At 63.0% G+C, this 25,772-nt stretch carries 25 protein-coding genes, 1 other RNA gene and 1 pseudogene; 6 read left to right on the forward strand and 21 right to left on the reverse strand.

The genetic code is table 11. From position 1 onward, the window contains the following. Position 1: 1 nt before the first annotated feature. From CK224_RS17475 to ssrS, 5 genes are all read right to left on the reverse strand, one after another. Positions 2 to 769, reverse strand: a complete 768-nt coding sequence (locus tag CK224_RS17475; protein ID WP_067001713.1) for a TerC family protein — start codon at positions 767 to 769, stop codon at positions 2 to 4. An 80-nt stretch (positions 770 to 849) separates the two neighbouring features. Continuing rightward, positions 850 to 1,674: a YmdB family metallophosphoesterase gene (locus CK224_RS17480; RefSeq protein WP_067319494.1), complete on the reverse strand. Its 825-nt coding sequence runs from the start codon at positions 1,672 to 1,674 to the stop codon at positions 850 to 852. Positions 1,675 to 1,864: 190 nt separating this feature from the next. Further along, positions 1,865 to 2,290: a DUF3592 domain-containing protein gene (locus CK224_RS17485; protein ID WP_095782588.1), complete on the reverse strand. Its 426-nt coding sequence runs from the start codon at positions 2,288 to 2,290 to the stop codon at positions 1,865 to 1,867. 93 nt (positions 2,291 to 2,383) lie between these two features. Beyond that, positions 2,384 to 2,968: a 5-formyltetrahydrofolate cyclo-ligase gene (locus tag CK224_RS17490; RefSeq protein WP_095782589.1), complete on the reverse strand. Its 585-nt coding sequence runs from the start codon at positions 2,966 to 2,968 to the stop codon at positions 2,384 to 2,386. An 82-nt stretch (positions 2,969 to 3,050) separates the two neighbouring features. Then, a non-coding RNA gene (gene ssrS / locus CK224_RS17495) (6S RNA) lies at positions 3,051 to 3,206 on the reverse strand. Between the two features lie 150 nt (positions 3,207 to 3,356). On the opposite strand from ssrS, the gene CK224_RS17500 reads away from it, so the two are divergent. The 5 genes from CK224_RS17500 (at position 3,357) to msrB (ending at position 7,138) form a co-directional block, all read left to right on the forward strand. Beyond that, the gene (locus CK224_RS17500; protein ID WP_095782590.1) at positions 3,357 to 4,196 is read left to right on the forward strand and encodes a MoxR family ATPase; all 840 of its coding nucleotides are present in this window, start codon (positions 3,357 to 3,359) and stop codon (positions 4,194 to 4,196) included. A 90-nt stretch (positions 4,197 to 4,286) separates the two neighbouring features. Continuing rightward, positions 4,287 to 4,733, forward strand: coding sequence for a GNAT family N-acetyltransferase (locus tag CK224_RS17505; RefSeq protein ID WP_095782591.1), 447 nt, complete (start codon positions 4,287 to 4,289; stop codon positions 4,731 to 4,733). Positions 4,734 to 4,991: 258 nt separating this feature from the next. Continuing rightward, positions 4,992 to 5,396, forward strand: a complete 405-nt coding sequence (locus CK224_RS17510; RefSeq protein ID WP_067002185.1) for a type II toxin-antitoxin system HicB family antitoxin — start codon at positions 4,992 to 4,994, stop codon at positions 5,394 to 5,396. Positions 5,397 to 5,406: 10 nt separating this feature from the next. Further along, positions 5,407 to 6,597 (forward strand): VWA domain-containing protein, encoded by a 1,191-nt coding sequence (locus tag CK224_RS17515; RefSeq protein ID WP_095782592.1) that lies wholly within the window; start codon positions 5,407 to 5,409, stop codon positions 6,595 to 6,597. 136 nt (positions 6,598 to 6,733) lie between these two features. Next, on the forward strand, positions 6,734 to 7,138 hold the full coding sequence (msrB, locus tag CK224_RS17520; protein WP_067001694.1) for a peptide-methionine (R)-S-oxide reductase MsrB: 405 nt from the start codon (positions 6,734 to 6,736) through the stop codon (positions 7,136 to 7,138). Positions 7,139 to 7,190: 52 nt separating this feature from the next. Here msrB and CK224_RS17525 read toward each other — a convergent pair whose 3' ends face one another. The 13 genes and pseudogenes from CK224_RS17525 to CK224_RS17585 form a co-directional block, all read right to left on the reverse strand. Beyond that, positions 7,191 to 7,490, reverse strand: coding sequence for a hypothetical protein (locus CK224_RS17525; protein WP_095782593.1), 300 nt, complete (start codon positions 7,488 to 7,490; stop codon positions 7,191 to 7,193). A gap of 7 nt (positions 7,491 to 7,497) precedes the next feature. Next, positions 7,498 to 7,938, reverse strand: coding sequence for a hypothetical protein (locus CK224_RS17530; protein WP_067001692.1), 441 nt, complete (start codon positions 7,936 to 7,938; stop codon positions 7,498 to 7,500). Positions 7,939 to 8,058: 120 nt separating this feature from the next. After that, on the reverse strand, positions 8,059 to 8,319 hold the full coding sequence (locus CK224_RS17535) for a DUF2312 domain-containing protein (RefSeq protein WP_067001689.1): 261 nt from the start codon (positions 8,317 to 8,319) through the stop codon (positions 8,059 to 8,061). Positions 8,320 to 8,673: 354 nt separating this feature from the next. After that, positions 8,674 to 12,132 carry a pyruvate carboxylase gene (gene pyc, locus CK224_RS17540; protein ID WP_095782594.1) on the reverse strand — a complete coding sequence of 1,153 codons (3,459 nt, stop codon included), beginning with the start codon at positions 12,130 to 12,132 and terminating at the stop codon, positions 8,674 to 8,676. 262 nt (positions 12,133 to 12,394) lie between these two features. Continuing rightward, positions 12,395 to 13,513 carry a branched-chain amino acid ABC transporter substrate-binding protein gene (locus tag CK224_RS17545; RefSeq protein ID WP_067001684.1) on the reverse strand — a complete coding sequence of 373 codons (1,119 nt, stop codon included), beginning with the start codon at positions 13,511 to 13,513 and terminating at the stop codon, positions 12,395 to 12,397. 139 nt (positions 13,514 to 13,652) lie between these two features. Continuing rightward, positions 13,653 to 14,000, reverse strand: coding sequence for a DUF6867 family protein (locus tag CK224_RS17550; protein ID WP_067001681.1), 348 nt, complete (start codon positions 13,998 to 14,000; stop codon positions 13,653 to 13,655). 17 nt (positions 14,001 to 14,017) lie between these two features. After that, positions 14,018 to 14,746, reverse strand: coding sequence for an ABC transporter ATP-binding protein (locus CK224_RS17555; protein ID WP_095782595.1), 729 nt, complete (start codon positions 14,744 to 14,746; stop codon positions 14,018 to 14,020). Positions 14,747 to 14,769: 23 nt separating this feature from the next. Next, a pseudogene (locus tag CK224_RS17560) lies at positions 14,770 to 15,852 on the reverse strand (ABC transporter ATP-binding protein); the annotation flags it as partial. Continuing rightward, positions 15,852 to 17,243, reverse strand: coding sequence for a high-affinity branched-chain amino acid ABC transporter permease LivM (gene livM / locus CK224_RS17565; RefSeq protein ID WP_095782596.1), 1,392 nt, complete (start codon positions 17,241 to 17,243; stop codon positions 15,852 to 15,854). The gene livM and the pseudogene CK224_RS17560, both read right to left, overlap by 1 nt. Before the next feature lie 5 nt (positions 17,244 to 17,248). Further along, positions 17,249 to 18,151: a branched-chain amino acid ABC transporter permease LivH gene (locus CK224_RS17570; RefSeq protein WP_067001669.1), complete on the reverse strand. Its 903-nt coding sequence runs from the start codon at positions 18,149 to 18,151 to the stop codon at positions 17,249 to 17,251. 451 nt (positions 18,152 to 18,602) lie between these two features. Further along, entirely contained in the window at positions 18,603 to 19,604 is a 1,002-nt protein-coding gene (locus CK224_RS17575; RefSeq protein ID WP_095782597.1) for a 4-hydroxyproline epimerase, read from the reverse strand. Positions 19,605 to 19,640: 36 nt separating this feature from the next. Continuing rightward, positions 19,641 to 20,957 carry an FAD-dependent oxidoreductase gene (locus CK224_RS17580; protein ID WP_095782598.1) on the reverse strand — a complete coding sequence of 439 codons (1,317 nt, stop codon included), beginning with the start codon at positions 20,955 to 20,957 and terminating at the stop codon, positions 19,641 to 19,643. Between the two features lie 63 nt (positions 20,958 to 21,020). Beyond that, positions 21,021 to 21,914 carry a dihydrodipicolinate synthase family protein gene (locus CK224_RS17585; protein WP_095782599.1) on the reverse strand — a complete coding sequence of 298 codons (894 nt, stop codon included), beginning with the start codon at positions 21,912 to 21,914 and terminating at the stop codon, positions 21,021 to 21,023. Positions 21,915 to 22,028: 114 nt separating this feature from the next. On the opposite strand from CK224_RS17585, the gene CK224_RS17590 reads away from it, so the two are divergent. After that, the gene (locus CK224_RS17590) at positions 22,029 to 22,688 is read left to right on the forward strand and encodes a GntR family transcriptional regulator (protein WP_095782600.1); all 660 of its coding nucleotides are present in this window, start codon (positions 22,029 to 22,031) and stop codon (positions 22,686 to 22,688) included. A 42-nt stretch (positions 22,689 to 22,730) separates the two neighbouring features. Here the strand turns inward: CK224_RS17590 and CK224_RS17595 are convergent, their stop codons facing one another. The 3 genes from CK224_RS17595 to CK224_RS17610 all read right to left on the reverse strand — a co-directional run bounded on the left by CK224_RS17595 (position 22,731) and on the right by CK224_RS17610 (position 25,512). Then, positions 22,731 to 23,048 (reverse strand): hypothetical protein, encoded by a 318-nt coding sequence (locus tag CK224_RS17595; protein WP_095782601.1) that lies wholly within the window; start codon positions 23,046 to 23,048, stop codon positions 22,731 to 22,733. A gap of 241 nt (positions 23,049 to 23,289) precedes the next feature. Next, positions 23,290 to 23,589 carry a hypothetical protein gene (locus CK224_RS17605; RefSeq protein WP_095782603.1) on the reverse strand — a complete coding sequence of 100 codons (300 nt, stop codon included), beginning with the start codon at positions 23,587 to 23,589 and terminating at the stop codon, positions 23,290 to 23,292. 426 nt (positions 23,590 to 24,015) lie between these two features. Next, the gene (locus tag CK224_RS17610) at positions 24,016 to 25,512 is read right to left on the reverse strand and encodes a CoA-acylating methylmalonate-semialdehyde dehydrogenase (RefSeq protein WP_067319526.1); all 1,497 of its coding nucleotides are present in this window, start codon (positions 25,510 to 25,512) and stop codon (positions 24,016 to 24,018) included. Positions 25,513 to 25,772: the final 260 nt, after the last annotated feature.

Raw genomic sequence — 25,772 nt, forward strand, 5'->3', positions numbered from 1 at the left:
CTTAATGCCCGCCGCCGGACCGCTGCTTCTTTCGACGCCGCGCCAGCATGTTGAGGCCCTCGACCAGCGCGGAAAAACCCATGGCGGCGTAGATGTAGCCCTTGGGCACGTGATAGCCCATGCCGTCGGCAATCAGCGTCATGCCGATCATCAGCAGGAAGCCGAGCGCCAGCATCACGATTGTGGGGTTCTTGGCGATAAAGTTGGCGAGCGGCGTCGCCGCCAGCATCATCACGCTCACCGCCACGATGACAGCGATGTACATGATGGCGATCTCGTCGGTCATCCCGACGGCGGTGATGATGGAATCGATCGAGAAGACGAGGTCAAGCAGCAGGATCTGGAAGATCGCGCCGGCCAGGCTCATCTGCAGTGTGCCGCCCATCATCGAGTCCTGATGATCCTGCGGATCGACCGTGTGGTGGATTTCCTTGGTCGCCTTCCAGACAAGGAACAGGCCGCCGGCGATCAGGATCAGGTCGCGCCAGGAAAAGCCATGCCCGAACGCCGTGAACACCGGTGTCGTCAATTGCACGATGATCGAGATCGTGGCGAGCAGCACCAGCCGCATGCCCAGTGCCGCCGAGATGCCGAGTTTGCGGGCGCGGGCGCGCTGCGCTTCCGGCAGCTTGTTGGTCAGGATCGAGATGAAGATCAGGTTGTCGATGCCGAGCACCACCTCCAGCACCACCAGCGTCAGCAGCGCGATCCAGGCTGTGGGATCGGAGACAAAGGCAAAGTGCGGCGCCAGGAACTCGACAAGCTGCATGGAGGTCGTCCCCTCTACGATCTAGAGCAGTTTTCGCGGGTTTCGTCGCCAGTTAGGTACGACCGGTGCTCATATCAATATCATGACCAGAAGGACGGCGCGGTTTCCTCGAGTCTCGGCCCGCGGCGAAACGGCGCGATCTTCTCGGCGAGCCCGGTGCGGTCGGAAATTTCCACGCCGACGCCGCACAGCGTCGCCGGTCCATTCGCGGCCTCGAAACGACCTTTCGGCACTTTCGACAGGAAGCGGTTGAGCGGCTCTTCCTTGTCCATGCCAAGCGAGGAATCATAGTCGCCGCACATGCCGGCGTCCGAAATATAGGCGGTGCCGCCGTTGAGTATCTGATGATCGGCGGTCGGCTGGTGCGTGTGGGTGCCGACCACAAGGCTGGCACGGCCGTCGACGAAATGCGCGAAGCACATCTTTTCCGAAGTCGCCTCGGCATGGAAATCAATCACTACCGCGTCGGCCTGTTCGCCAAGCGGACAGGCGGCAAGCTCGCGCTCGCCGGCCTGGAACGGATCGTCGAGCTCGGGATGCATGAAGACGCGCCCCATGATGTTGGCGACCAGCACCCGCGCGCCGTTCCTGGCGATATAGACGCCGGAACCACGCCCCGGCGTGCCCTTGGGAAAATTGGAGGGGCGCAGGAAGCGCTCCTCGCGCGGCGCGAAGACCAGCGCGTCGCGCTGGTCCCAGACATGGTTGCCGGTGGTGACGACATCCGCGCCCGCCGCGAGCGTCTCGCGAAAAATCTCCTCGGTGATGCCGAAGCCGCCGGCGGCGTTCTCGCCATTGACGATGACGAAGTCGAGCTTGAAGTCGGATATCAAGCCCGGCAGCTGTTCCCACACCGCCGTGCGCCCAGTTTTTCCGACCATGTCGCCGAGGAAGAGAAGTCTCATACGATCCCGCGTCGAAAGTCCGCCAAGCAAAAGCTGCATGACTTTCCGCAAAAGATCATGCGTTTCTCAACCGCTTTTCTACAATTGCGGCGTGAACCGGCGCAACCCGCTCCCGGTGAGTATTTCCGGGATGATCACATGATGGTCTTATACGGCACCACCGCCCCGTCCTAGCAGCCGAAGGCGACGTCTAACGCGCGCTCCGTCCGCGCAGCCAGAAAAACCAAACGTAGAAGACGGTGAAGCCGCCGGTACCTGCAAGGATCAACAGCATGCCGCGCCAGCCCTTCATTCCGGCGGTATCGAGGGTCGCTGGATCGCCAGGGTCGTAGTAGAATTTCACCTTGTCGCCGATCGACGCCTCGTGGAGACCGACAAGGTTTCCCTTTACGGACCAGGTCATCGGCACGTCGTCAACCACATAGGCGAGGGCGACATTGATGCGCTCTATGGCGAGGCCATTTTTGTGCATTTCAGTGAAAGGACTGACATCCGTCACGGTAGCGACCGTCTGCCCCCAGGCGGCTTGGTGGTACAGGGTGGTTCCGGTGATATGCAATCCCATCGCAAACAGTGCTGCCGCGATCAGAGCAAACGGCATCAGGATGAATCGCATGAAGACAAAATCCTTTGCTAACCTCAACTTGGATTGGATAGCAGGAATACTGTTGGATAGGGATTGGAATCGCGCGAAGCGGGTCGGAATATTCTAAGAGGCGGTAAACCGGCGTAACCCGCTCTCGGTGAGTATTTCCGGGATGATCACGTCATGGTTCTCATCCGGCACTTGCGACACCTCCTGGCAGTCGAACGCAATGCCGATCAGCCGCGGCGGCAGCCCTTTGTCGGCCAGCCTGGCGATCGCTCGGTCGTAATAGCCGGCGCCGTAGCCGATGCGGTGGCCGCGCGCGTCGAATGCTGCGAGCGGAACAAACATGAGCGAGGGGTCGAGCTCTTCGGCCTCCTCGTGCGGTCCGACCGTGCCGAAACCCATCTCGACCATTGGCGCGCCGCGCACCAGCTCGCGGAAGACGATGGTTGTCTTGTCGAGGATCGCCGGCAGGCAAAGCCTGGCGCCTTTCTCGCGCAGCGCGAACATCAGCGGCCGCACATCGACCTCGGAGCGCATCGGCCAGAAGCCGGAGACGATCTGGCCCGGTTCGACGGCGATCTGGTCACGCGCCGTCTCAGCCATTTCGAGCGCGATCTCGACCCGCCAGAATTCGTCCAGCGCATCCCGCCGCGCCAGAGCTTCCTTGCGAAGCTGTTTTTTCAGGTCTTTTGATGAGGTCATGCGCAGACGTTAGAAAAGGTCGTATCCGGACGAAGTTGCAGGAGCGACGCTTTCTACCGCATCAAATTCAAAAACGGGAGAGTGGCGATCCACACAACCGGTGGAGAGGTCGATCCCGGGTGCCTACAAAGTAGGTGGGCGCCGTGTGAGAAAACCCACGGGTCTTCCCAGGGACAGCTCCCTAAGGATCGATAAGGCCCCGGGGATAAGTTTCTCCTGCCGGGAAGCGCAGACCGCCAAAACCAATATAGGCCCATGGTTGACCGAGCGCCAGAAGGACACCGCTCCAAGCGGCCGCAAATCTGCGTCATGGGCCTTGCGGCGTTGTCATGCCTTGCACAGCCTGGCCAGCGTCCTTAGGGTCGCGGCCCAACGATCAGGAGAAGAAATGCGTTTCGAAGGCACCGCGGCTTACGTCGCCGATAAGGATTTGATGGTGGCGGTCAACGCCGCGATCGCTCTGGAGCGACCGTTGCTGGTCAAGGGCGAGCCGGGCACCGGCAAGACCGAACTCGCCCGTCAAGTGGCGGCGGCGCTCGGCCTCGATCTCATCGAATGGAATGTCAAATCGACCACCAAGGCGCAGCAGGGCCTCTACGAGTATGACGCCGTCTCGCGGCTGCGCGACAGCCAGCTCGGTGACGACCGGTTCAGCGACATCAAGAACTACATCAAACGCGGCAAGCTGTGGGACGCCTTCGCGGCACCGAAAAAGGTCGTTCTCCTGATCGACGAGATCGACAAGGCCGACATCGAATTCCCCAACGATCTTCTGCAGGAACTCGACCGGATGGAGTTCTTCGTCTACGAGACCGGCGAGACCATCCGCGCCGAATTTCGGCCGATCGTCATCATCACCTCCAACAACGAGAAGGAGTTGCCGGACGCCTTTCTGCGCCGCTGCTTTTTCCACTACATCCGCTTCCCCGATATCGAGACGCTGCACCGGATCGTCGACGTGCATTATCCCGGCATCAAGCAGAATCTGGTGCGGGCCGCGCTTACCCAGTTCTACGAGATCCGTGACGTGCCCGGGCTGAAGAAGAAACCATCTACCTCCGAAGCGCTCGACTGGATCCGACTGCTGGTCGCCGACGACATCGCGCCGGAGGATCTGCGCGCCGATCCGAAGAATATGTTGCCGAAGCTGCATGGGGCGCTGCTCAAGAACGAGCAGGACGTGCACCTCTTCGAACGCTTGGCCTTCATGGCCAGGCGCCAGCAATAGGCTTGGCAGCAATAGCGCTTTGTCCGTCTGTGGACCGTTGCCGACAGGCGGCGGTTGCCGCAGCTTCCGACCAAAACGTTGGAGGAAAACATGTCCGAGATCACCGTCCGCCCGCTTGCCCAGTCCGACCGCTCCGACTGGCGCCGGCTGTGGACCGCCTATCTCACCTTCTACGAGACCAAGCTGCCGGACGAGGTCTACGACGTCACCTGGAAACGCCTGTTCACGGCGGGCGAGTTCGAGCCGAAAGGCTTTATCGCCACGCTTGAGGGCAAGGCCGTCGGCCTGACCCACTATCTCTACCACCGCTCCTGCTGGTCCGAGGTCAACACCTGCTATCTGCAGGATCTGTTCGCCGACCCCGAAGTGCGCGGCAAGGGCATCGGTGCGGCGTTGATCAAAGCGGTGCAGGACGAGGCGGGCAAGATCGGCGTGAAGAACGTCTACTGGATGACGCACGAGACCAACGCCACCGCGCGCCGGCTGTACGACCATGTGGCGCGGCGCACGGGCTTCATCGAGTACGATCTGTCGTGAAACGGTTGAAACCGGTCCCAGCTGCGCAATATATTGCGCATTGGAAAGCCGCCGTGCCGCTGATTGAGACTAACACGCGCAAGATCATAGCGCGGCTTTTGCGCGACGGCTGGTCGAGCGTCGGAGGCGGCAAGCACAACAAATACGAGCACCCGGGAAACCGGATGTGACCATCATCGTGCCGCGGCACCGCGAGCAATCTCCGGGCGTTGCACGCTCGATCGCCAAGCTTGCCGGATGGATTTGAGGCCTGATCGCATGACGCATTATATCGGAGTTCTGGACGGCGCAGATAATGTCTGGGGAATCCGGGTCCCCGACCTCCCGGGCTGCCATGGCGGCGGCGCCAGCCCCGAGGAGGCGATTGCCGATGCAACATCGGCGATACGCGAATGGGCCGAAACTCGGTTGGCAAAGCACGTCTCGTTACCCGAAGCACGAACGGTGGCGGACTTGTTACGATCAGGTGAGATCGATAGCGCCGCAGGCGAGTCTGCCGTCATGATCCCGCTGCTGATCGACTCCGGTCGGTCAGTCCGGGCAAACCTGTCGTTGGACGCTGGTCTGCTTGCGGCGATCGATACTGAAGCCAGCCGCCGGGGCCTGACGCGCTCTGCCTTCATTGCGAGTGCCGCGCGTGAAAAGATCGAGGGGCAGAGATAGCCGTCTGGCGATGTTCATCCCCTTCTTCCTTGAACTGAAAGCCGCGCGGGTTCCCGTTTCGCTCCGGGAGTATCTGTCGCTGCTGGAAGGCCTGGAAGCTGGGCTGGTCGACTACGACGTCGAGGGTTTTTACTACCTCGCGCGCTCGGCCCTGGTGAAGGACGAGCGCCATATCGACCGTTTCGATCAGGTGTTCGCGCATGTCTTCAAGGGCGTCGAAGCGCTCGCCGGTCCGGACGCTGTCGACGTCGCCAACATCCCCGAGGAATGGCTGCGCCGGCTCGTCGAAAAGCACCTGAGCGACGAGGAGAAGAAGCTGGTCGAGGCGCTGGGCGGCTTTGACAAGCTGATGGAGACGCTAAAGCAGCGCCTGGAGGAGCAGAAGGGCCGGCACCAGGGCGGCTCGAAATGGATCGGCACCGGCGGCACCTCGCCCTTCGGCGCCTATGGCTACAATCCGGAAGGCGTGCGCATCGGCCAGCACGAAAGCCGCCACCGTCGCGCAGTGAAAGTCTGGGACAAGCGCGAGTTCAAGAACTTCGACGACGCGATCGAGCTCGGCACCCGCAACATCAAGGTGGCGCTGAAGCGGCTGCGGCGCTGGGTGCGCGAGGGCGCCGAGGAAGAGTTCGACCTGCCCGGCACCATCCACGCCACCGCCGAGCACGGCTATCTGGACGTGAGAACCCGGCCGGAGCGGCGCAACGCGGTGAAGCTCCTGATGTTCTTCGACGTCGGCGGCTCGATGGATGGTCACGTCAAAACCGTCGAGGAGCTGTTCTCCGCCGCGCGCGCCGAATTCCGCCAGCTCGAGTATTACTACTTCCACAATTGTCTTTACGAGCGCGTCTGGAAGGACAATCGCCGCCGCCTGGCCGAGACGATCCCCACCTTCGACCTTATCCACAAATATGGGCCGGACTATAAGGTGATCGTGGTCGGCGACGCCTCGATGAGCCCTTACGAAATTGCGCATCCCGGCGGCTCGGTCGAGCACTGGAACCCGGAGGCCGGCGGCGTCTGGCTCGGTCGGCTGCTGCAGCAGTGGCCGAACGCGGTCTGGTTGAACCCTGAGGCTGAGAAGAACTGGCGCTACACCCATTCCATCGCGATGATCAGCGACATCTTCGGCGGCCGCATGTTCCCGCTGACGCTTGCCGGGCTCGAAGCGGCAACGAAGCAGCTATCGAGGAAGCATTGAGTGTGACAGTAATTCGCGGAAACCAGCGGCGATTGCGTTGTCAGTCCCAGCGCTGGTCAGTGGTGTAACAAACACCTATCTTCGTGCGAACATGACATGCCAACCAACAACGAGCCGCCAAGGCCGAGGAGATTTCATGGACACCCACGCCTATCCCGTCACCCGCACCGATGCCGAGTGGCGCGCCCGGCTGACGCCGGAGCAGTATGCCGTCATGCGCAACCACGGCACCGAGCGTCCCGGCAGCTGCGCCCTGCTCTACGAGAAGCGCGCCGGCACTTTCTTCTGCGTCGGCTGCGACCAGCCGCTGTTCGAATCCAAGCTGAAGTTCGAGAGCGGAACCGGCTGGCCGAGCTTCAACGATCCGGTCCCGGGCTCGATCGAGACCACCGTCGACCGCAGCTACGGCATGGTCCGCACCGAGTGCCACTGCTCGCGTTGCGGCAGCCATCTCGGCCATGTCTTCGAGGACGGTCCGCCGCCGACCGGCCTGCGCTATTGCATCAACGGCGTGTCGCTGCGCTTCGAGCCGGCGGCCTGACAGCCAGTTCGTGGTAGCTTTGTAAGGGCGGCTTCGGCCGCCCTTTTTCGATTCAGACGACGACCGTCGCGATCAGCCAGAGCGCCGAGCCCAGCATCATCAACTGCGCCTTGACCCCGCCGGCCGTTTCCGCCGTCCGCCAGACGGCAAGGGCGAGAAAGATGTTGTAGGGGGCGGGAAGGAAGTGCACCGTGAGCACCAGCCAGAGCGGCAGCTTCAGCCCAAGCAGGACAAGCGCCAGCCCGGACGAAGCGATGTTGATCGCCGTGCCGGCGAGCAGCATGTCGCGCCAGAACAGCCGGTCGAGCGGCACAATGCCTTGCCAGCGCGAGCGGAAGAAGCCGGCAACCATCTGTGCTCTACTCCTGCCTCAGCACTTGGGTGACGGCTTGCTCGAAGCGCGAGCATTCCGTCGCCAGCCAGTCGGCCATGGCCGGCCAATTGTCCTCGGCAAAGCAGTTGACCCGCCACTGCGAATTTATGCCGAGATTCTGCGCGCTCTGCTCCGGCCTGAGCTTCAGCCGCGCCTCGATCGCCGGTTGGAATGGCATCAGCCGCGTCCAGACCTCCGTCGCGCCGAGCTTCTCGTTGCGGCCGAAGAAGACGCCGACCACGTTCTCGCTTGGCGCGACATACATGGACAGCACCAGGGCGAACTCCGGCATTCCGCGCTGCCAGAACCATGGCCCGCGTCGCGCCAGCCGCGCCCTTTCTTCCGGGTGCCGTTCGGCGAACAGCGCCCAGAACCCGCGATGCCGGAACTCCGAAGCGCGATGGCCGCCGAAGTCGAACTCACTCATGGCCGTCCCTAGAGGCAATTCCAGGAAGTGTAACGGTTTCCGTCCGGAATTGCGCAAAAGCAAATGGTTGGAGCAGTTCAGCGATTCCATCAAAACGCTGAACTGCTCTAGCCGCGAGCCTTAGACCATGCCGAGCGCGGCCTTGTACAGATCGAGGATCGACTCCTCCTCCTGGCGCTCGGCCTGATCCTTCTTGCGCAGCCGGACGATGGTGCGGATCGCCTTGGTGTCGAAGCCGGTGCCCTTGGCCTCGCCATAGACGTCCTTGATGTCGTCGGAAATCGTCTTCTTTTCTTCCTCGAGCCGCTCGATGCGCTCGATGATGGCGCGCAGCTGGCCGGCGGCTACAGTCTGGCTGGTCTCGGTGATCTCGTCGGCCATTTTTTCTCTCCGCGTTTTTTTGCGCCACGGCGATTCCCGCCCGGCAAAATTGGAGCGGGTTCGATGCCCGAGCAGGCGCGGCGGGTCAAGACATTATCGATGCGGCATGAAGGGTTGGAGCACCCCAGGCTGTGCTGAGATTCTGGTCAGGCCGAGCCGGAGTCGAAGACGGGCGCGAAGCGGCGAGAACGGTTGTTCCGAGAACCGGAGCCGAGCATGCTTGAAGTACGTGGGCACGGGCCTAAGCTGGCCGTAGCCTTAACTGCGACGTGCCTGGTGAGTGCTTCGGCGGCGAAGGCCGGAACCCCAGGAAGCCGGCGTTTGCAGGCCGGCCTCACCTGAACATCAGCACATTCAGCCAAAGGCGATGAGCAAATCCTTCGCATCGATCTGGTCGCCGGCCTTGACCAGCACCTCTGCCACCACGCCGTCGCGCTCGGCGTGCAACGCGGTCTCCATCTTCATCGCCTCGATCGAGAGCAGCACGTCGCCCGCCTTGACCGCCTGGCCTGGCGCCACGGCAAGAGCCGACACCACGCCCGGCATCGGCGCCCCGACATGCGCCTCGTTGCCCGGCTCGGCCTTGCGCCGCGCCTTGGCGGCCGAAGCGCCATGCGCGCGGTCCGGCACCTTCACGCGACGCGGCTGGCCGTTGAGCTCGAAGAAGACGGTGACCATGCCTTTTTCGTCGACGTCGCCGAACGCCTGGCAGCGTATCACCAGGGTCTTGCCCTTCTCGATGTCGACGAAGATCTCGTCTTCCGACTTCATGCCGTAGAAATAGGTCGGCGTCGGCAGCACGCTGACCGGGCCATAGGTCTCCTGAGCGGCGGCGAAGTCGGTGAAGACTTTCGGATACATCAGCCAGGAGGCGAATTCGAACTCGGTGAGCTTGCGCTCGAGCTTCTCCTCGATCTCCTTGCGGCTGGCCTTGAGGTTCGCCGGCTTGAGCAGCGAGCCCGGCCGGACGGTGATCGGCTTTTCGCCCTTCAGCGCCTTCTTCTGCAGCGCTTGCGGCCAACCGCCCGGCGACTGGCCGAGATCGCCGCGCAGCATGGAGACGACCGAGTCCGGAAAGGCGATGTCCTTCGCCGGGTTCTCGACATCGGTGACCGTGAGGTCCTGGCTCACCATCATCAGCGCCATGTCGCCGACCACTTTCGACGACGGCGTCACCTTGACGATATCGCCGAACATCAGGTTGACGTCGTGATAGGCCTGCGCCACCTCGTGCCAGCGCGTTTCGAGCCCAAGCGAGCGCGCCTGTTCCTTGAGATTGGTGAACTGGCCGCCCGGCATCTCGTGCAGATAGACTTCCGAGGCCGGTCCCTTGAGGTCGCTTTCAAAGGCGGCGTATTGGTTGCGAACCGCTTCCCAGTAGAACGAGATGTGGCGGATCCACTGCGGGTCGAGACCGGGGTCGCGCTCGGTGCCCTTGAGCGCCTCGACGATCGAGCCGAGGCAAGGCTGCGAGGTGTTGCCGGAGAACGAATCCATCGCCGCGTCGATGGCGTCGACGCCGGTCTCGACCGCCGCCAGCACCGTCGCCGCCGACAGGCCGGAGGTGTCATGCGTGTGGAAATGGATCGGCAGGTCGGTCTCTTCGCGCAGCGCCTTGAACAGCACGCGCGCCGCCGAGGGCTTCAACAGGCCCGCCATGTCCTTGACGGCGATGATATGCGCGCCGGCCGCTTCCAGTTCCTTCGCCAGCCCGACATAATATTTCAGGTCGTATTTGGCGCGCGCCGGATCGAGTATGTCGCCGGTGTAGCACATCGCCGCTTCGATCAGCTTGCCCTCGGCACCCACCGCGTCCATCGCGACGCGCATGTTCTCGACCCAGTTCAAGCAGTCGAAGACGCGGAACAGGTCGACGCCGCCGGCAGCTGCCTGTTTGACGAAATGCTGCACGACATTGTCGGGATAGTTGGTGTAGCCGACGCCGTTGGCGCCGCGCAGAAGCATCTGCAGCAGAAGATTGGGGGCTGCCTCGCGCACTCTGCTCAGACGCTCCCACGGATCCTCGGTGAGGAAGCGCATGGCGACGTCGAAGGTGGCGCCGCCCCAGCATTCCAGTGAGAGCAGTTGCGGCAGCGCCCGCGCATAGGTGCCGGCGATGCCGGCGATGTCGTAGGTGCGCATGCGGGTGGCGAGCAGCGACTGGTGTCCGTCGCGCATCGTCGTGTCGGTAACGAGCACCTGGGCTTGCTCGCGCATCCATGCCGCGAACTTCTGAGGCCCAAGCGCGTCGAGCCGCTGCTTGCTGCCGTCCGGCACCTTGCCGTTGAGATAGGGCACCACAGGTGCCGCCGCATCCGCCTTCGGCACCGGCCGTCCGCGCGTCTCGGGATGGCCGTTGACGCTGACGTCGGCGAGATAGTTGAGCAGCTTGGTGGCGCGGTCCTGCCGCTTGACCTGCTCGAACAGCTCCGGCGTCGTGTCGATGAACTTGGTGGTGTAGGAATTGTCGGCGAAGCTCGGGTGGTTGATGATCGCTTCGAGGAAGGTGAGATTGGTGGCGACGCCGCGGATGCGGAACTCGCGCAATGCCCGGTTCATGCGCGCGATCGTCTCGGCCGGCGTCGGCGCCCAGGCCGTCACCTTTTCGAGCAGCGGATCGTAGAACCGGGTGATGACCGCGCCCGAATAGGCGGTGCCGCCGTCGAGGCGGATGCCGAAGCCGGTGGCGCCGCGATATGCGGTGATGCGCCCGTAATCGGGGATGAAATTGTGTTCCGGATCCTCGGTGGTGATGCGGCACTGCAGGGCGTGGCCGTTGAGCTTGATGTCCTTCTGCGCCGGCACGCCGGATTCCGGCGTGCCGATGGCGAAGCCGTCGAGGATGTGGATTTGCGCCTTAACGATATCGATGCCGGTCACCATCTCGGTGACGGTATGCTCGACCTGGATGCGCGGGTTGACCTCGATGAAATAGAACTTGCCGGTGTCGGCGTCCTGCAGGAACTCGACGGTGCCGGCGCCGATATAGCTGGTCTCGCGCGCGATCTTCAGCGCATAGCCGCAGAGTTCCTCGCGCAGTTTCTCGCTGAGGTAGGGAGCCGGCGCACGTTCGACGACCTTCTGGTTGCGGCGCTGGATCGAGCAGTCGCGCTCGAACAGATGCACGGCATTGCCCTGCGTGTCGCCCAGCACCTGCACCTCGACATGGCGGGCGCGCTCGATCAGCTTTTCGAGATAGACCTCGTCCTTGCCGAAGGCGGCCTTCGCCTCGCGCTTGCCTTCCATGACTTCGCGCGCGAGGTCGGCTTCAGCCCGGATGGCGCGCATGCCGCGGCCGCCGCCACCCCACGAGGCCTTGAGCATCACCGGATAGCCTATCTCCGCGGCGAGCTTTTTCACCTCGTCCATATCGTCGGGCAGCGGATCGGTGGCGGGCACGACCGGCACGCCGACCTCGATCGCCAGGTTGCGCGCCGCCACCTTGTTGCCGAGCCGGCGCATCGTCTCGGGCTTCGGCCCAATAAAGGTGATGCCGGCGGCAGCGCAGGCCTCGGCGAATTCGGGGCTTTCCGACAACAGGCCGTAGCCGGGGTGGATCGCATCGGCACCCGAGAGGCGCGCGACGCGGATCACCTCGTCGATCGACAGATAGCTTTCGATCGGACCCATGTCCTTGGTGAGATGCGGACCGCGCCCGACCTGGTAGCTTTCGTCGGCCTTGAAGCGGTGCAGCGAATATTTGTCCTCTTCCGCCCAGATCGCCACGGTTTTGAGGCCTAGTTCGTTGGCCGCGCGAAAGACGCGGATGGCGATTTCGGACCGGTTGGCGACGAGGATCTTCGTGATTGCCAAGGACTGGGCTCCAGTAGCGGAAGGTGAGGTGAACCGGCGCAATGATTAGCTTGAAAATGCTGCAGCGCAAACAAAATAGCGCGACACTTCAATCGATTTAAATCGTTTGTTTGCGCCAAACCTTCGCAATGGCCTCGAGCGCGTGGACGACAAACGCCGTCGGACTTGGCGGGGACACGATGGCATGCTGGATGCCCGGCCAACAAAAAATGCCCGGCGCTCAGCGCCGGGCATCCCGGAAAGTCGGCTCTTCTTTGCCGGCTTATTGCTCGAAGTAGGAGTACTTGCCGTCTTCGCCCTTCTTCCAGGTGTACATGACGTAGTCCGGGCGGGTGATGTCGCCCTTGGAGTCATACCCAATGTCGCCGATGGCGGTCTTCCAGGGGCCGCCCGACTTGATCGTCTCGGCGACTTTCTGCGCATCGTCGGCGGAGCCGGTCTTCGTGATGGCCGCAGCGATGATCTGGATCGCGGCGTAGGAGTAGAGCGTGTAGGCCTCCGGTTCGAAACCGGCAGCGCGGAACTTCTCCACGAGCTCCTTGGCGTTCGGGTTCTTGCGCGGATCCGGCGCGAACGTCATCAGCGTGCCTTGGACGGCGTCGCCGGCGATCGAGGCGAGCTCGTTCGACACGATGCCGTCGCCCGACATGAACTGGGCCTTGAGGCCCTGGTCGGCGAGCTGGCGGATGATGAGGCCGGCTTCCGTATGCAGGCCGCCATAGTAGACGACGGAGATACCGGCTTCCTTCATCTTGGCGATGAGCGCCGAGAAGTCCTTGTCGCCGACATTGATTCCTTCATACATGGCTTCGTTGACGCCATTGGCGTTGAGCGCCTTCTTGGTTTCGTCGGCAAGGCCCTGGCCATAAGGGGTCTTGTCATGGATGAGCGCGATCTTGGCGTCCTTGAAGTTCTTGGCGACATAGTCGCCGGCAACCTTGCCCTGCTGGTCGTCGCGTCCGCAGGTGCGGAACGTATTCCACATGCCGCGTTCGGTGAACTTGGGATTGGTCGCGGCGGGCGTGATTTCGAGGATGCCATTCTCGGCATAGACTTCCGACGCAGGAATTGAGACGCCTGAATTGAAGTGGCCATCGACGAACTTGATGCCGTCGGCGACAAACTTGTTGGCGACCGAGATGCCCTGCTTCGGATCCGACACGTCGTCACCCACGCTCAGCTTAAGCTGCTGGCCGAGGACTCCGCCGGCCGCGTTGATGTCGGCGACCGCCTGTTCGGCGCCCTTCTGCAGCTGCGCGCCGAAGGCCGCGTTCGGACCGGTGATCGGACCGGCGACGCCGATCAGAATGTCGGCCCACGCGCTGCCGCTGAACGCGATGAACGCGGTCAGCGCCACGGCGGACAAGAGTGATTTTTTCATTGAAACGCTCCCATTTACGGAGTGGGCGTGGATGATACTTTCATGCGATGCCCACCCTTATCGCAGAAAGCATAGAATGCCGATTTTCAGGCACTTGTCACGCCAAATTCATTCCCCGGAACGGCGTTGATCATGAACGTCAACCCTTTGGTTTCCAGCTCAATAAGGAGGCTCTTTCGTAGAGCCAATTATACTGCGTGACCATCTGGTTCGTGCGCGTGTATTGATAACCAAGGAAGCCCAGTATCATCAGCACGATGGTGTCGACGATATAGTAATGCAGCGAAAACATCGTGCCGTCGAACAGCGCGTGGTGGATGAACCTTATGCCGATGCCGAGTCCGAGCATATAGAGGAACAGCTGAAAGAAGCTGCGCCAGGTCTGCGCGCTCGCCTTGCCGGTCATCCACGCCGCCCATCCGCCGAGCAGGCAGGTGACGAACAGGAACTGCCAGATCGAGGCTTCCTCGTAGAGAATGCCCTGCATGATGAAGTCTCCTGAACTCAGTGATGGCCGCCTTCGAGATAGGCGGCGCGCACTTCCGGATTGGCGAGCAGCTCCTTGCCGGTGCCGCTCATCGTCACATTGCCGTTGACCATGACGTAGCCGCGATTGGCGAGCTTCAGCGCGCCGAAAGCGTTCTGCTCGACCAGGAACACAGTCAGCCCCTGGGTCCGGTTCAATTCGCGGATGGCATCGAAGATCTGCTTGACGATCAGCGGCGCGAGGCCCAGGGACGGCTCGTCGAGCAGAAGCAGCTTCGGCCGGGCCATCAGCGCGCGCCCGATCGACAGCATCTGCTGCTCGCCGCCCGAAAGCGTGCCGCCGCGCTGGCCGATGCGCTCCTTCAGCCGCGGGAACAGCGAAAACACCTTCTCGGCATCCTCGTCAAAATGTTTGAGGTTGTCGAGGCTGGCGCCCATCTGCAGGTTTTCCATCACCGTCATGCGCGGAAAGATGCGGCGTCCCTCCGGCGACTGGGCGATGCGCATCCGCGCGATCTCGTGTGTCGGCAACTGCGTGATGTCGTTGCCGGCAAAGGTGATGGTGCCGCTGCGCGCACGCGGCGCGCCGAAGATCGTCATCATCAACGTCGACTTGCCGGCGCCGTTGGCGCCGATCAGCGCCACGATCTCACCTTGGTTGACGGTGACGTCGACACCGTTCAGCGCGCGGATGTTGCCGTAATAGGTCTGCACGCCCTTGATATCGAGCAGCGTTGTGCCGGCCATTACTTACGCCCTCCGCGCGGCTTGGCTGTCGAGGATTTCGCGGCCGGCTTGCCCGTGGCCCGCTCGGACGACTTTCTTGGCGTTTTGGCTTTGGCATCGACCTGAGCCGCTTTCGAGGCGCCTCTCGATACCATGACCCGTTCGCCCTCGTCCGCGTGTTCGACAGTGTCGGAAACCGGCCCCGCCATCATCGAGGCGGAACTGCCCGGCCCGTGCGCCGCATCAGGCCCGGTATCCAGCTGCTCGATGACATCCTCGTCGCCGACTTCGGTCAGCACCTCTTCCACTTCCTCGTCGTCGACGCCGAGATACGCGGCGATCACGCGCGGATCGGTCCGGACCGACTGCGGGCTGCCGTCGGAGATCTTGCGGCCGTACTCCAGCACCACGACGTGGTCGGAGATCTGCATGACCACCGACATGTCGTGCTCGATGAGCAGGATCGACGTGCCGGTGTTGTCCTTGATGTCCATCAACAGTTCATTGAGCGAGGCCGATTCCTTCGGATTGAGACCGGCGGCCGGCTCGTCGAGGCACAAAAGCTCAGGTCCGGTGCACATGGCGCGCGCGATCTCCAGCCGCCTTTGCGCGCCATAGGGCAGGTCGCCGGCCGGATCGTCGGCGCGGTCGACGAGATTGGCCTTTTCCAGCCAGTGCTTGGCGAGATCGATCGATTCAGCCGAGGCCTGCCGGTAGCTGGAGAAGCCGAACAGGCCGAGGAAGGTGTAGCCCGAGGCCTTCATCAGCTTGTTGTGCTGGGCGACCAGGAGGTTCTCCAGCAGCGTCATGCCCGAGAACAGGCGGATGTTCTGGAAGGTGCGCGCCACCTTGGCGCGCGCCGGGATCTCGTGATTGGGCAGGCGCTCGAGCAGATAGTTCGAGCCGTCGCGCCGGCTGAGCGTGATCATGCCTTCCGAAGGTTTGTAGAAGCCGGTGATGCAATTGAACACGGTCGTCTTGCCGGCGCCGTTCGGTCCGATCAGCGCGGTGATCTCGCCGCGCTTGGCCTGGAACGACAGGTCGCCGATGGCGATCAGGCCGCCGAACTTCATCGACAGATGCTCGACCTGCAGGATGAAGTCGTTCATGGAAACTTGCGCGTTCATCAGCCGTGGCCCTCCTTGGTGAAGGAGCCTGACACCGCTTTTCGCTCCTTGAGGAAGGCTGTTGGTTCTCGACTGCCGACGAAGCCGCGCGGCTTCCACAGCATGACGATCACCATCGCAACGCCGAACAATAGCATGCGGTAGAGCTCCGGCGTGAAGTCCGGACCGAACACCACCTTGAGAAAGCCCAGCTCGCGCAGGATCTCGGTGCCGCCGATCATCACCAGCGCCGCCACCGCGATACCGCCCAACGAGCCCATGCCGCCGAGCACGACGATGGCCAGGATGATCGCCGATTCAAGGAAGACGAAGGATTCCGGGCTGACGAAGCCCTGGCGCGCGGCGAAGAACGAGCCGGCGAAGCCGCCGAACATGGCGCCGGTGGCGAACGCCGTCAGCTTGGTGGTGGTGGTGTTGATGCCGAGCGAGCGGCAGGCGATCTCGTCCTCGCGCAGCGCTTCCCAGGCGCGGCCCACCGGCAGTCGGCGCAGCCTGATGGTGACGAAGGCGGTGAGGAAGCAGAGCGCCAGAATGAGATAATAGAGGAAGATCTTGTAGTAGGCGCCCGACTGAGCGATCCCCAGCACCTTGGCGATGTAGTTCGGGTCCGAGACATTGAACGACATGAGCCCGAAGAAGGAGACCTTCGGGATGCCGGAAATGCCGGCCGAGCCATTGGTCACCTCACGCCAGTTGATCAGCACCAGACGGATGATCTCGCCGAAGGCGAGCGTGACGATCGCCAGATAGTCGCCGCGCAGCCGCAGCACCGGGAAGCCGAGCATGACGCCCCAGAAGGCGGCCATGGCGCCGGCGGCAGGCAGCAGGATCCAAAACGACAGGCCAAAATGCGTGCCGAGCAGCGCATAGGCATAGGCGCCAACGGCGTAAAAGGCGACATAGCCGAGGTCGAGCAAGCCGGCTAGCCCGATGACGATGTTGAGGCCCCAGGCCAGCATCACATAGATCAGGATCTGGATGCCGAAATTGTCGACCCATTTGAGCGAGCCCTGGAAGCCGAACAGAAGCACCATCGCCACTGGATAGAGGATCAGCACCGTGGCGCCGATCTTGTTGAAGTTTCGCCGCACGAAGCCGGGCTCCACGGCGACTGCAGGCGCCTTGGCCCTTTCAGCCCTTGATCGTTCGAGCCCCGGAACCGCATAGGCAACATAGAGGAAGCGCCCGACGACAACGGCGAGGACCACCAGGGCGAGCAGGCCCCAGCGCTGCACCAGGATCAGCTCGTTGTTGATGTTCTGATCGGTCCTGAGACCGATGAACAGCACGAACAGGCCGAGCGCGATGGCGCCGGCGTATAGCGCTTCGCGGAACGCGCGCTGGATGGGAGTAGCGACGACGTCGCGCTCCGGAGAAACGGTAACGGCCATGAGGATCAGACCTTTTCGACTTCAGGCCGGCCCAGGATGCCGGAGGGCAGGAAGATGAGCACGATCGCCAGGATCGAGAAGGCCGCGACGTCCTTGTAGTCGATCGAGAAATAGGCCGACCACATGCTCTCGATGAAGCCGATCAAAAGCCCGCCGAGCACTGCGCCCGGCAGCGAGCCGATGCCGCCAAGCACCGCCGCCGTGAAGGCCTTCACGCCCGGCACGAAACCGTCTGAGAAGACCACCACGCCATAATACATCAAGAAAAGCGTCCCGGCGACCGCAGCAAGCGCTGCCCCCATGATGAAGGTGATGGAGATTGTGCGGTCGACGTCGACGCCAAGCAGCGCCGCCATCTTGCGGTCCTGCTCGCAGGCGCGCTGCGCCCGCCCCAATGCCGTCCTGTTGACGAGATACCAGAAGATCGCCAGCAGCACGGCGGTGACGAGCACGATGATGATCTGCTTCAGCGAGACGCTGATGCCGTCGATCGTATAGACTTGGCTGACCAGCGGCGGGATCGGCTTGTTGCGCGGCCCTTGCGTGACCTGCACGAAGTTGGACAGGGCGATCGACATGCCGATGGCGGTGATCAGCGGCGCCAGCCGGAACGATCCGCGCAGCGGCCTGTAGGCCACCTTCTCGATCGTCCAGTTGTAGAGGCTGGTGAGCAGCATGCCCACGATCATCATGATCAGGAGCGCCACCACCACCGGCACCGAATAGAACATCGCGCCGAGGATCAGGAAGACGATGAGGGCCGTGAAGGCGCCCACCATGAAGATATCGCCATGGGCGAAATTGATCATGCCGATGATGCCGTAGACCATCGTGTAGCCGATCGCGATCAGCCCATAGATAGATCCCAGCGTCAGCCCGTTGATAAGCTGCTGGACGAAATACTGCATATTTAAGCGGCTCCCCTGGAATGTCGCCTTCGAGGACGCATTCCTTTTCGTATTGCCCCTAGTCGTAAAGTTTCAAGCCCGGATTGCAACGTGATTTTTCAATCGCCGCGCGTGGTTTGGAAGCACGCTGCCCGATTGCCCGCTTTTTCGCACCCGGCCCCTGGACTATCGCGGACCCTATCATTGGCACAACGCAATGTCTTTGACGATTCAGCGGTATCATGCGCGTCGTTTCGAAGAAATCGTCGTCAAAATAAATTGATGAGAAGATTCCTTGCGTCAGTGGCAGCGCTCGATTTTGCCGTCCCGCGCATTCCGCCAAGCAAGGATTCTGCTCGGTATGACGGTCATGTGACGGCGAGGCGAACGGCGGCCGAAATCCTTTCCCGATTGGTTCGGTAGTCAGGTCTCGACGAACGACGAGGCGGCCTGACGCGCCGACCGGGAGCGATCAGGTGACGATGAACCCGTGCGCGAACGGATCGCGGTCGTCGATGAAGATGGTGTTCAGTCCGGTCATGCGCGCCCAGCCGCCGATCGAGGGGATGATGGCTGGTTTGCCGGCAACGCTGACCTCCTTTTCGACCCTGCCCTTGAACAGCGAGCCGATGATCGACTCATGGACAAAACTGTCGCCAACCTTGAGCCTGCCCTTGGCGTGGAGCTGCGCCATGCGCGCCGAGGTGCCGGTGCCGCAAGGCGAGCGGTCGATCGCCTTGTCGCCATAGAATACGGCATTGCGGGCATCGGCCTCGGCATCTCTCGGCTTGCCGGTCCACAGCATGTGCGACAGCCGGTTGATGCCCGGATTTTCCGGGTGAATGAACGAGTATTTCTCGTTGAGGCGCTGGCGCACCACCGGGCTCCAGGCGATGAGGTCGGCGGCCGAATGGTCGGCCATGTCGCGGTAGTTCTCCTGCGGCTCGACGATGGCATAGAAATTGCCGCCATAAGCGACGTCGACGCTGATCTCGCCAAGCACCGGGCACTCCACCGACAGCCCTTCGGCGTAGAGGAAGGACGGCACGTTGGTGATCCGCACCTCCTCGACATATTCGCCGATCTGTTTGTATTCGGCGACGACCAGGCCGGCCGGCGTGTCGAGCCTGAGCACGCCCGGCGTCTTCGGCTTCACCAGCCCATGCTCGATCGCCATCGTCACGGTGCCGATCGTGCCGTGGCCGCACATCGGCAGGCAGCCCGAGGTTTCGATGAAGAGGATCGCGATATCGCAGTCCTCGCGCGTCGGCGGATAGAGGATCGAGCCGGACATCACGTCATGACCGCGCGGCTCGAACATCAGCCCGGTCCGGATCCAGTCATATTCGGCGAGGAAATGCGCCCGCCGTTCCATCATCGTCGCGCCTTCTAGCAGTGGGCCGCCGCCGGCAACCAGCCTCACCGGATTGCCGCAGGTGTGGCCGTCGATGCAGAAGAAGGATGTCTTGGCCATGATGGCTCCCTGAAATATCAGAATTCTGGCGAATTGTCAGAACCGTTGCGGGCGGAAAGGAGTGAGATCGATCGGCGGCTCCTGCCCGAGAAGGAGATCTCGGATCGAGCGGCCGGTCGCTGCCGCCTGGGTCAGGCCGAGATGGCCGTGGCCGAAAGCGTAGACGATGTTCGGCGCCCGCGCCCTGCCGATGACCGGCAGCGAATCCGGCAGCGATGGCCGAAAGCCCATCCACTCGCGGCCGCCCGACGGATCGAGCCCGGGCAGGAAACGCTTGGCTTTTTCCAGCATCGCCTTCGAGCGCGCGAAATTAGGCGCTCGTTCGATGCCTCCGAGCTCGACGGCGCCGCCGACGCGCAAGCCGGTTTCCAGCGGCGTGATGACGAAGCCGTGCCCGGAAAAGATCAGCTGCCGCTTCACGTCGAAGGCCGACACCGGCAGCGTGGTGTTGTAACCGCGCTCGGTCTCCAGCGGGATGCGGTCGCCGAGATCTTTGGCCAGCAGATGCGACCAGGCGCCGGCGGCGATCACGAGCTGCTTCGCCTTTCGGGCCGTGCCGTCCGCAAGCATAAGCGTGACGCCGTTTGTTCCGGTCCCGATACGCTCGACGCGCGCGTGCTCGAAGCGTGCGCCGAGCCGCTCCGCATAGGCCCAGATCGCCTTGCCGAGCAGTTTCGGATCGGCGACTGTCTTCCACCCCGGCACGAAGGTGCCCTTGACGAAGCGCGGCGAAAGACCCGGCTGCAGCGCCGCCATCTCCTCACCCTCGACATGGCGGAAGCCTATGCCGAAACGTTCGCGCGCCCTCCAGCCGGACAGCGAGGCGCGGAACTCTGCCTCGCTTTCGTAGAGTTCGAGCGAGCCGTCCTCACGCAGCATCGGCCGCGTGCCGGAGCGGTCGAGCAAACCCATCCATTCGGCTTCGGCGAGCTTCATCATGCCGGCCTGCGCCGCAAGGCTCGCCTCGAAGTGCCTGGCGGCGCCCGCGCGCCAGAAGCGGAACAGCCAGGGAAGAAGCTTAGGCAGATAGGCCGGCGGGATGGCAAGAGGCCCCAGCGGATCGGCAAGCCATTTCGGCAACTGCCTGATCATCCCCTTATGCGCCAGCGGCAGCACGTCGGAGAAGGCGAAGGCGGCAGCGTTGCCGGAGCTCGTCTCCTCGCAAATGCCCGTCCGATCGAAAATGGTGACACTGCGTCCCGCCTCCGCGAGCAAGGTGGCGGCGCAAATGCCGATGATGCCGCCGCCGATGATGGCGATATCTTTCCCTTCTCCTCGGTCGCGGGGAGAAGGCGCCCGAACAGCGGATGAAGGGCGGCGCCCATCTTCGGTCGGCTTGGCATTTCCTTGCACGCTGGCGCTGTCCCTCGTCTGTCTGCCGCCATCTGCTTCCCCGTGAACGGGAGCAGAAAGCTATCAGAACGCCGGCAGTTCCGGCCGCGCGGCCAGCGCATCCTTGACGATCTTTTCCACCGCCTTCCGGCGCTCGCCCGAGAGCGGCTGGCGCGGCATGCGAACACGGTCATTGGTACCGATCGCCAGCACTTCGGCAAGCTTGATGTTTTGGACCAGGTAGGTCGAGACATCGAGGTCGAGCAGTGGCCTGAACCAGCGGTAGATCTTCAGCGCTTCCTCGCGGCGACCTTTTCTCATCAACTGGTAGATGGCGACGGTCTCGCGCGGGAAGGCCGTGACAAGGCCCGCCACCCAGCCGATGGCGCCGACCGACAGCGCCTCGAAGGCGAGGTTGTCGACGCCGGTGAAGAGGTCGTAGCGGTCGCCGAGGCGATTGATGATCTCGGTCGAGCGGCGGATGTCGTCCGACGATTCCTTGATTGCGACGAAGCGCTTGTCGGACGCCAGCTCCTCCATCAGGTCGACAGTGACGTCGACGCGATAGGCGAGCCGGTTGGAGTAGATCATGACAGGCAGGTCGCCGGCCCCCGCGACGGCGCGAAGTGCGGCGACCGTCTCTTCAGCATTGGTGTGGTAGATCGGGCTCGGCACCACCATCAGGCCGTTGGCGCCTTCCTTGGCTGCGCGGCGTGCGATGCTTGCCGCCTCGCGGGTGCCGGGTTCGTTGACCGTCAGAAGCACCGGCTTTGTCCCGGCGACCTTCTGCGCCGTTTTCAACACTTCGATCTTCTCGTCATGCGACAGCATTGGCCCTTCGCCGAGCGAACCGCAGACGATGATGCCGTCGCAGCCGGCCTCCATCTGCAAGGAATAACAACGCTCCATCTCGGCATGATCGAGGCGGTCGTCGGTGGTGAACTTGGTCGTGACTGCAGGGAAAACTCCGGCCCACATGGCTATCTCTCCGTCTGATATATCAGCGGTATATTTATTAAGACGCGGGCTGTCAATGCTGAATCCGCTATGATATATGAAAAATATATCAGGAGCTGCCCATTGATATCCGCATTGATATCCAACGACACAAGCGCAGCCTTCGAGCCGGTTGCGACCAGGGCCTATCGTGTGCTGGAGCACATGATCGTCACTCTTGAACTGGCGCCTTCAAGCTTCGTCACCGAAGGCGCGCTGATCGAGCGGCTCGGCTTCGGCCGTACCCCGGTGCGCGAGGCGATCCAGAGGCTGGCTTGGGAAGGCTTACTCGACGTCAGACCACGCGCCGGCATCGCGGTCGCGCCGCTCCACCCCGCCGACTGGCTGCGCGTTATCGATGCCAGGCGCGGCATCGAGGTGGTGCTTGCCCGCTCGGCAGCCCGCTTCGTCACCCGCGAGGCGGCCGACCTGTTTCACGAGGCAGCCCTTGCCATGCAGAAGGCAGTGATCTCAGGCAACGTGCTTTCCTTCATTCAGGCCGACAAGCAACTTGACGAGGCGCTGGCGATCGCCGCCGACAATCCATTCGCGGCGCGCGTGGCGGCGCCCTTGCAGACCCACAGCCGGCGCTTCTGGTTCCGCTACAAGGCGGATACCGGGCTCGCCGAATCGGCCGAGCACCACGTCGCGCTGATCCGCTCGATCCTCGACGGCGACGAGGAAGCCGCCGCCAAGGACGCCAAGAAATTGATGGCGCTGCTGCGCCACCACGCCGAGGCGGCCGCGACGCGCTGACCAGAGCGGTTCCGGCTTAACTGAACTGTCCGGTTACGCAGTTCACCCGCCCGGGTGCCGGACCGCGGTGGCCAGCGTGTCCTCCCATCCCTCGCCCGCCGCCAGGATGCAACTCTGGCCCTTAACGTCGGTCATCAGGATGGTCCAGGTTCCGCTCGCCGACACAAACACCTCGAAGATGGCGACGTCTCCACCCACGCCGTAGCCCAGCCGCTTCTCTTCGAACGTCTCTGCCAGCCCCGCGACCAGATCGTCATGGCCCCCGCAGAGGACTTGCGCCTGCAGCGGGACTGCCGGCAAAGCCACGACGGCGCCGGCGACTGCCGCCTTCGCCACTCGGAACGAAAATCTGCGTGCCATGGGCACCTCCTTCGCCGTGGCATTCCGGCAAAAGAGGCACATTCGGCCGCCTCAGTGTGCCGGAACGCTCCAGGCCGGACTCGACGTCGCCATCACGTCACTCCTTCTGGTTTCCGGTCTGTCGCAGGGAGATTTGTCACTCCCTGCACTCGATATGGTGAAGCTGCGCCCGGTAGACAAGCGGGCGTTGACGCAGGCGCCGGCGCGGCTTTCACTGAACGAGCCGTGGCGCCAGTGAGTGTTAGGCTCCTGGCAGGGCTGCCGTGATCGTCGGGCTGTCCCAGCCTTCGCCAACGGACAGGATGCAGCTCTGCCCCTTGGTGTCGGAGGCAAGAACGGTCCAACTGCCTTGGTCGGAGACAAAGATCTCGAGCACGACGTTCGGATTGATCAGCCCGCGCCCTGCCTCGCTTTCGTGGAACTTGTCGCCGAGCGCCTTGATGATGTCGGCGCGTGGTGCGCATTGTGCTGCCGCATTGGCCTGGCCGGCCGACAGCGCCGCCGCCGCAAGGCACATCGTCGCCATAAGAAATCGTGTCATCCGACACCTCCTCGCGCCAGACGAGAACCCCGGCTGCCACCGGCGCTGTTTGATTGGCCTGCACGCATGGCAGGAATACAGCCTAAGGCGGATGGCCGCCTGTTGGTTCCATCACACGGCGATGGAATTATTAGGATGTACAGATGCATCCATGACGTGCTTCATCGCAAATCGTGGATCTGGAGTTGCAAGCGACGACCGGGCGAGACGACAAGCTTGCCCAATGTCGATGAGGTGAAGGACAACCAGCCTCCTCTGCAAGGCTACAAACAGAAAGCGCGGTTCGCACCGCGCTTTCTCACTGATGGCCTCGAAGGGCCATCCGGTCAGTTCGTCGTCGGGATGACGAACTCGGCGCCGTCCTTGATGCCTGCCGCGTGCCCGCAGCCGCAGCGCGACGAGGACGCGCGGCCGAAAACCGTCCGGTCAGTTCATCGTCGGGATGACGAACTCGGCGCCGTCCTTGATGCCGGACGGCCAGCGCGAGGTGACCGTCTTGGTCTTGGTGTAGAAGCGGAACGCGTCCGGGCCGTGCTGGTTGAGGTCGCCGAAGGACGACGCCTTCCAGCCGCCGAAGGTGTAGTAGGCGATCGGCACCGGGATCGGCACGTTGACGCCGACCATGCCGACCTGGACCCGGGAAGCAAAGTCACGCGCGGCGTCGCCGTCGCGGGTGAAGATGGCAACGCCGTTGCCCATCTCGTGGTCGTTGGCGAGATTGATGGCGTTCTCATAGGTCGGCGCGCGCACCACCGACAGCACCGGCCCGAAGATCTCTTCCTTGTAGATGCGCATCTCCGGCGTCACGTTGTCGAACAGGCAGCCGCCCATGTAGTAGCCGTTCTCGTAGCCCTGCATCTTGAAGCCGCGGCCATCGACGACCAGCTTGGCGCCTTCCTTGACGCCGATGTCGACATAGCCCTTGACGCGTTCCAGGGCTTGGCGTGTCACCAGCGGGCCGAAATCGGCCGAGGAGTCGGTCGACGGACCGACCTTCAGGCTTTCGACGCGCGGCACCAGCTTTTCCATCAGCCGGTTCGCGGTGTCGTTGCCGACCGGCACGGCCACCGAGATCGCCATGCAGCGCTCGCCGGCCGAGCCGTAGCCGGCGCCGACCAGCGCGTCGACCGTCTGGTCCATGTCGGCGTCGGGCATGATGATCATGTGGTTCTTGGCGCCGCCGAAGCATTGCACGCGTTTTCCCGCCGCGCAGCCGCGCGCATAGATGTACTGCGCAATCGGCGTTGACCCGACGAAGCCGACGGCTTTGATGTCCGGATCGTCGAGGATTGCGTCGACCACTTCCTTGTCGCCGTTGACCACGTTCAGCACGCCTTCAGGCAGGCCGGCCTCGATGAACAGCTCGGCGATGCGGATCGGCACGCCCGGGTCGCGCTCCGAAGGCTTCAGGATGAAGGCGTTGCCGCAGGCGATCGCCGGCGCGATCTTCCACAGCGGGATCATCGCCGGGAAGTTGAACGGCGTGATGCCGGCGACGACGCCGAGCGGCTGGCGCATCGAATAGGTGTCGATGCCCGGACCGGCGCCGTCGGTGAACTCGCCCTTCATCATATGCGGCGCGCCGATGCAGACCTCGACCACTTCGAGGCCACGCTGGATGTCGCCGCGCGCGTCGGCGATGGTCTTGCCATGCTCGCGCGCCAGGATGTCGGCCAGCTCGTCATAGTCGCGCTGGACCAGTTCGAGAAACTTCATCAGCACGCGCACGCGGCGCTGCGGGTTGGTGGCGCCCCACTTGATCTGCGCGGCCTTGGCGTTCTCGACCGCGGCGCGCAGTTCCTGCGCCGAGGCCAGCGCCACCGTTGCGCGCACCGAGCCGTCCATCGGCTGCATGACGTCCTGCTTGCGGCCGCTGGTGCCGGCGACACGCTTGCCGCCAATGAAATGACCGTACTCGATCATGGGTTCTCTCCCTGTTTTGGTGATGAGGCATTGTCCGCCTTTGCGGCGGCAATGGCAACGCGAGCTAGAACGCAACCGTTGTGCGCGAAATAGACAGCGTCCGGAAGCTGTGCATTAAATGCCGCAAATAGCAGATTGCTGAAAAGGCCGCAGCTTGCGTTCCTTCGCGCCCCCCTCTGGCCGACCGGCCATCGCCCCCGAAAGGGAGGAGGTTAAGCTCTCATTTTTGCTTTCGCCAATAGCCAACGTCGCAACAAAAG

Origin of the sequence: Mesorhizobium sp. WSM3862 (assembly GCF_002294985.1) — a bacterium.
Taxonomy (GTDB): Bacteria; Pseudomonadota; Alphaproteobacteria; order Rhizobiales; family Rhizobiaceae; genus Mesorhizobium.

What these genes read in the sequence shown, in the direction of transcription:
- CK224_RS17570 (WP_067001669.1), bottom strand. Translation starts at nt 18,151, where the DNA reads ATGCAGTATTTCGTCCAGCAGCTTATCAACGGGCTGACGCTGGGATCT.
- CK224_RS17510 (WP_067002185.1), top strand. Translation starts at nt 4,992, where the DNA reads ATGACGCATTATATCGGAGTTCTGGACGGCGCAGATAATGTCTGGGGA.
- CK224_RS17500 (WP_095782590.1), top strand. Translation starts at nt 3,357, where the DNA reads ATGCGTTTCGAAGGCACCGCGGCTTACGTCGCCGATAAGGATTTGATG.
- CK224_RS17530 (WP_067001692.1), bottom strand. Translation starts at nt 7,938, where the DNA reads ATGAGTGAGTTCGACTTCGGCGGCCATCGCGCTTCGGAGTTCCGGCAT.
- CK224_RS17595 (WP_095782601.1), bottom strand. Translation starts at nt 23,048, where the DNA reads ATGGCACGCAGATTTTCGTTCCGAGTGGCGAAGGCGGCAGTCGCCGGC.
- CK224_RS17575 (WP_095782597.1), bottom strand. Translation starts at nt 19,604, where the DNA reads ATGGCCAAGACATCCTTCTTCTGCATCGACGGCCACACCTGCGGCAAT.
- CK224_RS17505 (WP_095782591.1), top strand. Translation starts at nt 4,287, where the DNA reads ATGTCCGAGATCACCGTCCGCCCGCTTGCCCAGTCCGACCGCTCCGAC.
- msrB (WP_067001694.1), top strand. Translation starts at nt 6,734, where the DNA reads ATGGACACCCACGCCTATCCCGTCACCCGCACCGATGCCGAGTGGCGC.
- CK224_RS17490 (WP_095782589.1), bottom strand. Translation starts at nt 2,968, where the DNA reads ATGACCTCATCAAAAGACCTGAAAAAACAGCTTCGCAAGGAAGCTCTG.
- CK224_RS17605 (WP_095782603.1), bottom strand. Translation starts at nt 23,589, where the DNA reads ATGACACGATTTCTTATGGCGACGATGTGCCTTGCGGCGGCGGCGCTG.
- CK224_RS17610 (WP_067319526.1), bottom strand. Translation starts at nt 25,512, where the DNA reads ATGATCGAGTACGGTCATTTCATTGGCGGCAAGCGTGTCGCCGGCACC.
- CK224_RS17545 (WP_067001684.1), bottom strand. Translation starts at nt 13,513, where the DNA reads ATGAAAAAATCACTCTTGTCCGCCGTGGCGCTGACCGCGTTCATCGCG.
- CK224_RS17535 (WP_067001689.1), bottom strand. Translation starts at nt 8,319, where the DNA reads ATGGCCGACGAGATCACCGAGACCAGCCAGACTGTAGCCGCCGGCCAG.
- CK224_RS17475 (WP_067001713.1), bottom strand. Translation starts at nt 769, where the DNA reads ATGCAGCTTGTCGAGTTCCTGGCGCCGCACTTTGCCTTTGTCTCCGAT.
- CK224_RS17525 (WP_095782593.1), bottom strand. Translation starts at nt 7,490, where the DNA reads ATGGTTGCCGGCTTCTTCCGCTCGCGCTGGCAAGGCATTGTGCCGCTC.
- CK224_RS17480 (WP_067319494.1), bottom strand. Translation starts at nt 1,674, where the DNA reads ATGAGACTTCTCTTCCTCGGCGACATGGTCGGAAAAACTGGGCGCACG.
- CK224_RS17485 (WP_095782588.1), bottom strand. Translation starts at nt 2,290, where the DNA reads ATGCGATTCATCCTGATGCCGTTTGCTCTGATCGCGGCAGCACTGTTT.
- CK224_RS17555 (WP_095782595.1), bottom strand. Translation starts at nt 14,746, where the DNA reads ATGGCCGGCACAACGCTGCTCGATATCAAGGGCGTGCAGACCTATTAC.
- livM (WP_095782596.1), bottom strand. Translation starts at nt 17,243, where the DNA reads ATGGCCGTTACCGTTTCTCCGGAGCGCGACGTCGTCGCTACTCCCATC.
- CK224_RS17515 (WP_095782592.1), top strand. Translation starts at nt 5,407, where the DNA reads ATGTTCATCCCCTTCTTCCTTGAACTGAAAGCCGCGCGGGTTCCCGTT.
- CK224_RS17550 (WP_067001681.1), bottom strand. Translation starts at nt 14,000, where the DNA reads ATGCAGGGCATTCTCTACGAGGAAGCCTCGATCTGGCAGTTCCTGTTC.
- CK224_RS17585 (WP_095782599.1), bottom strand. Translation starts at nt 21,914, where the DNA reads ATGTGGGCCGGAGTTTTCCCTGCAGTCACGACCAAGTTCACCACCGAC.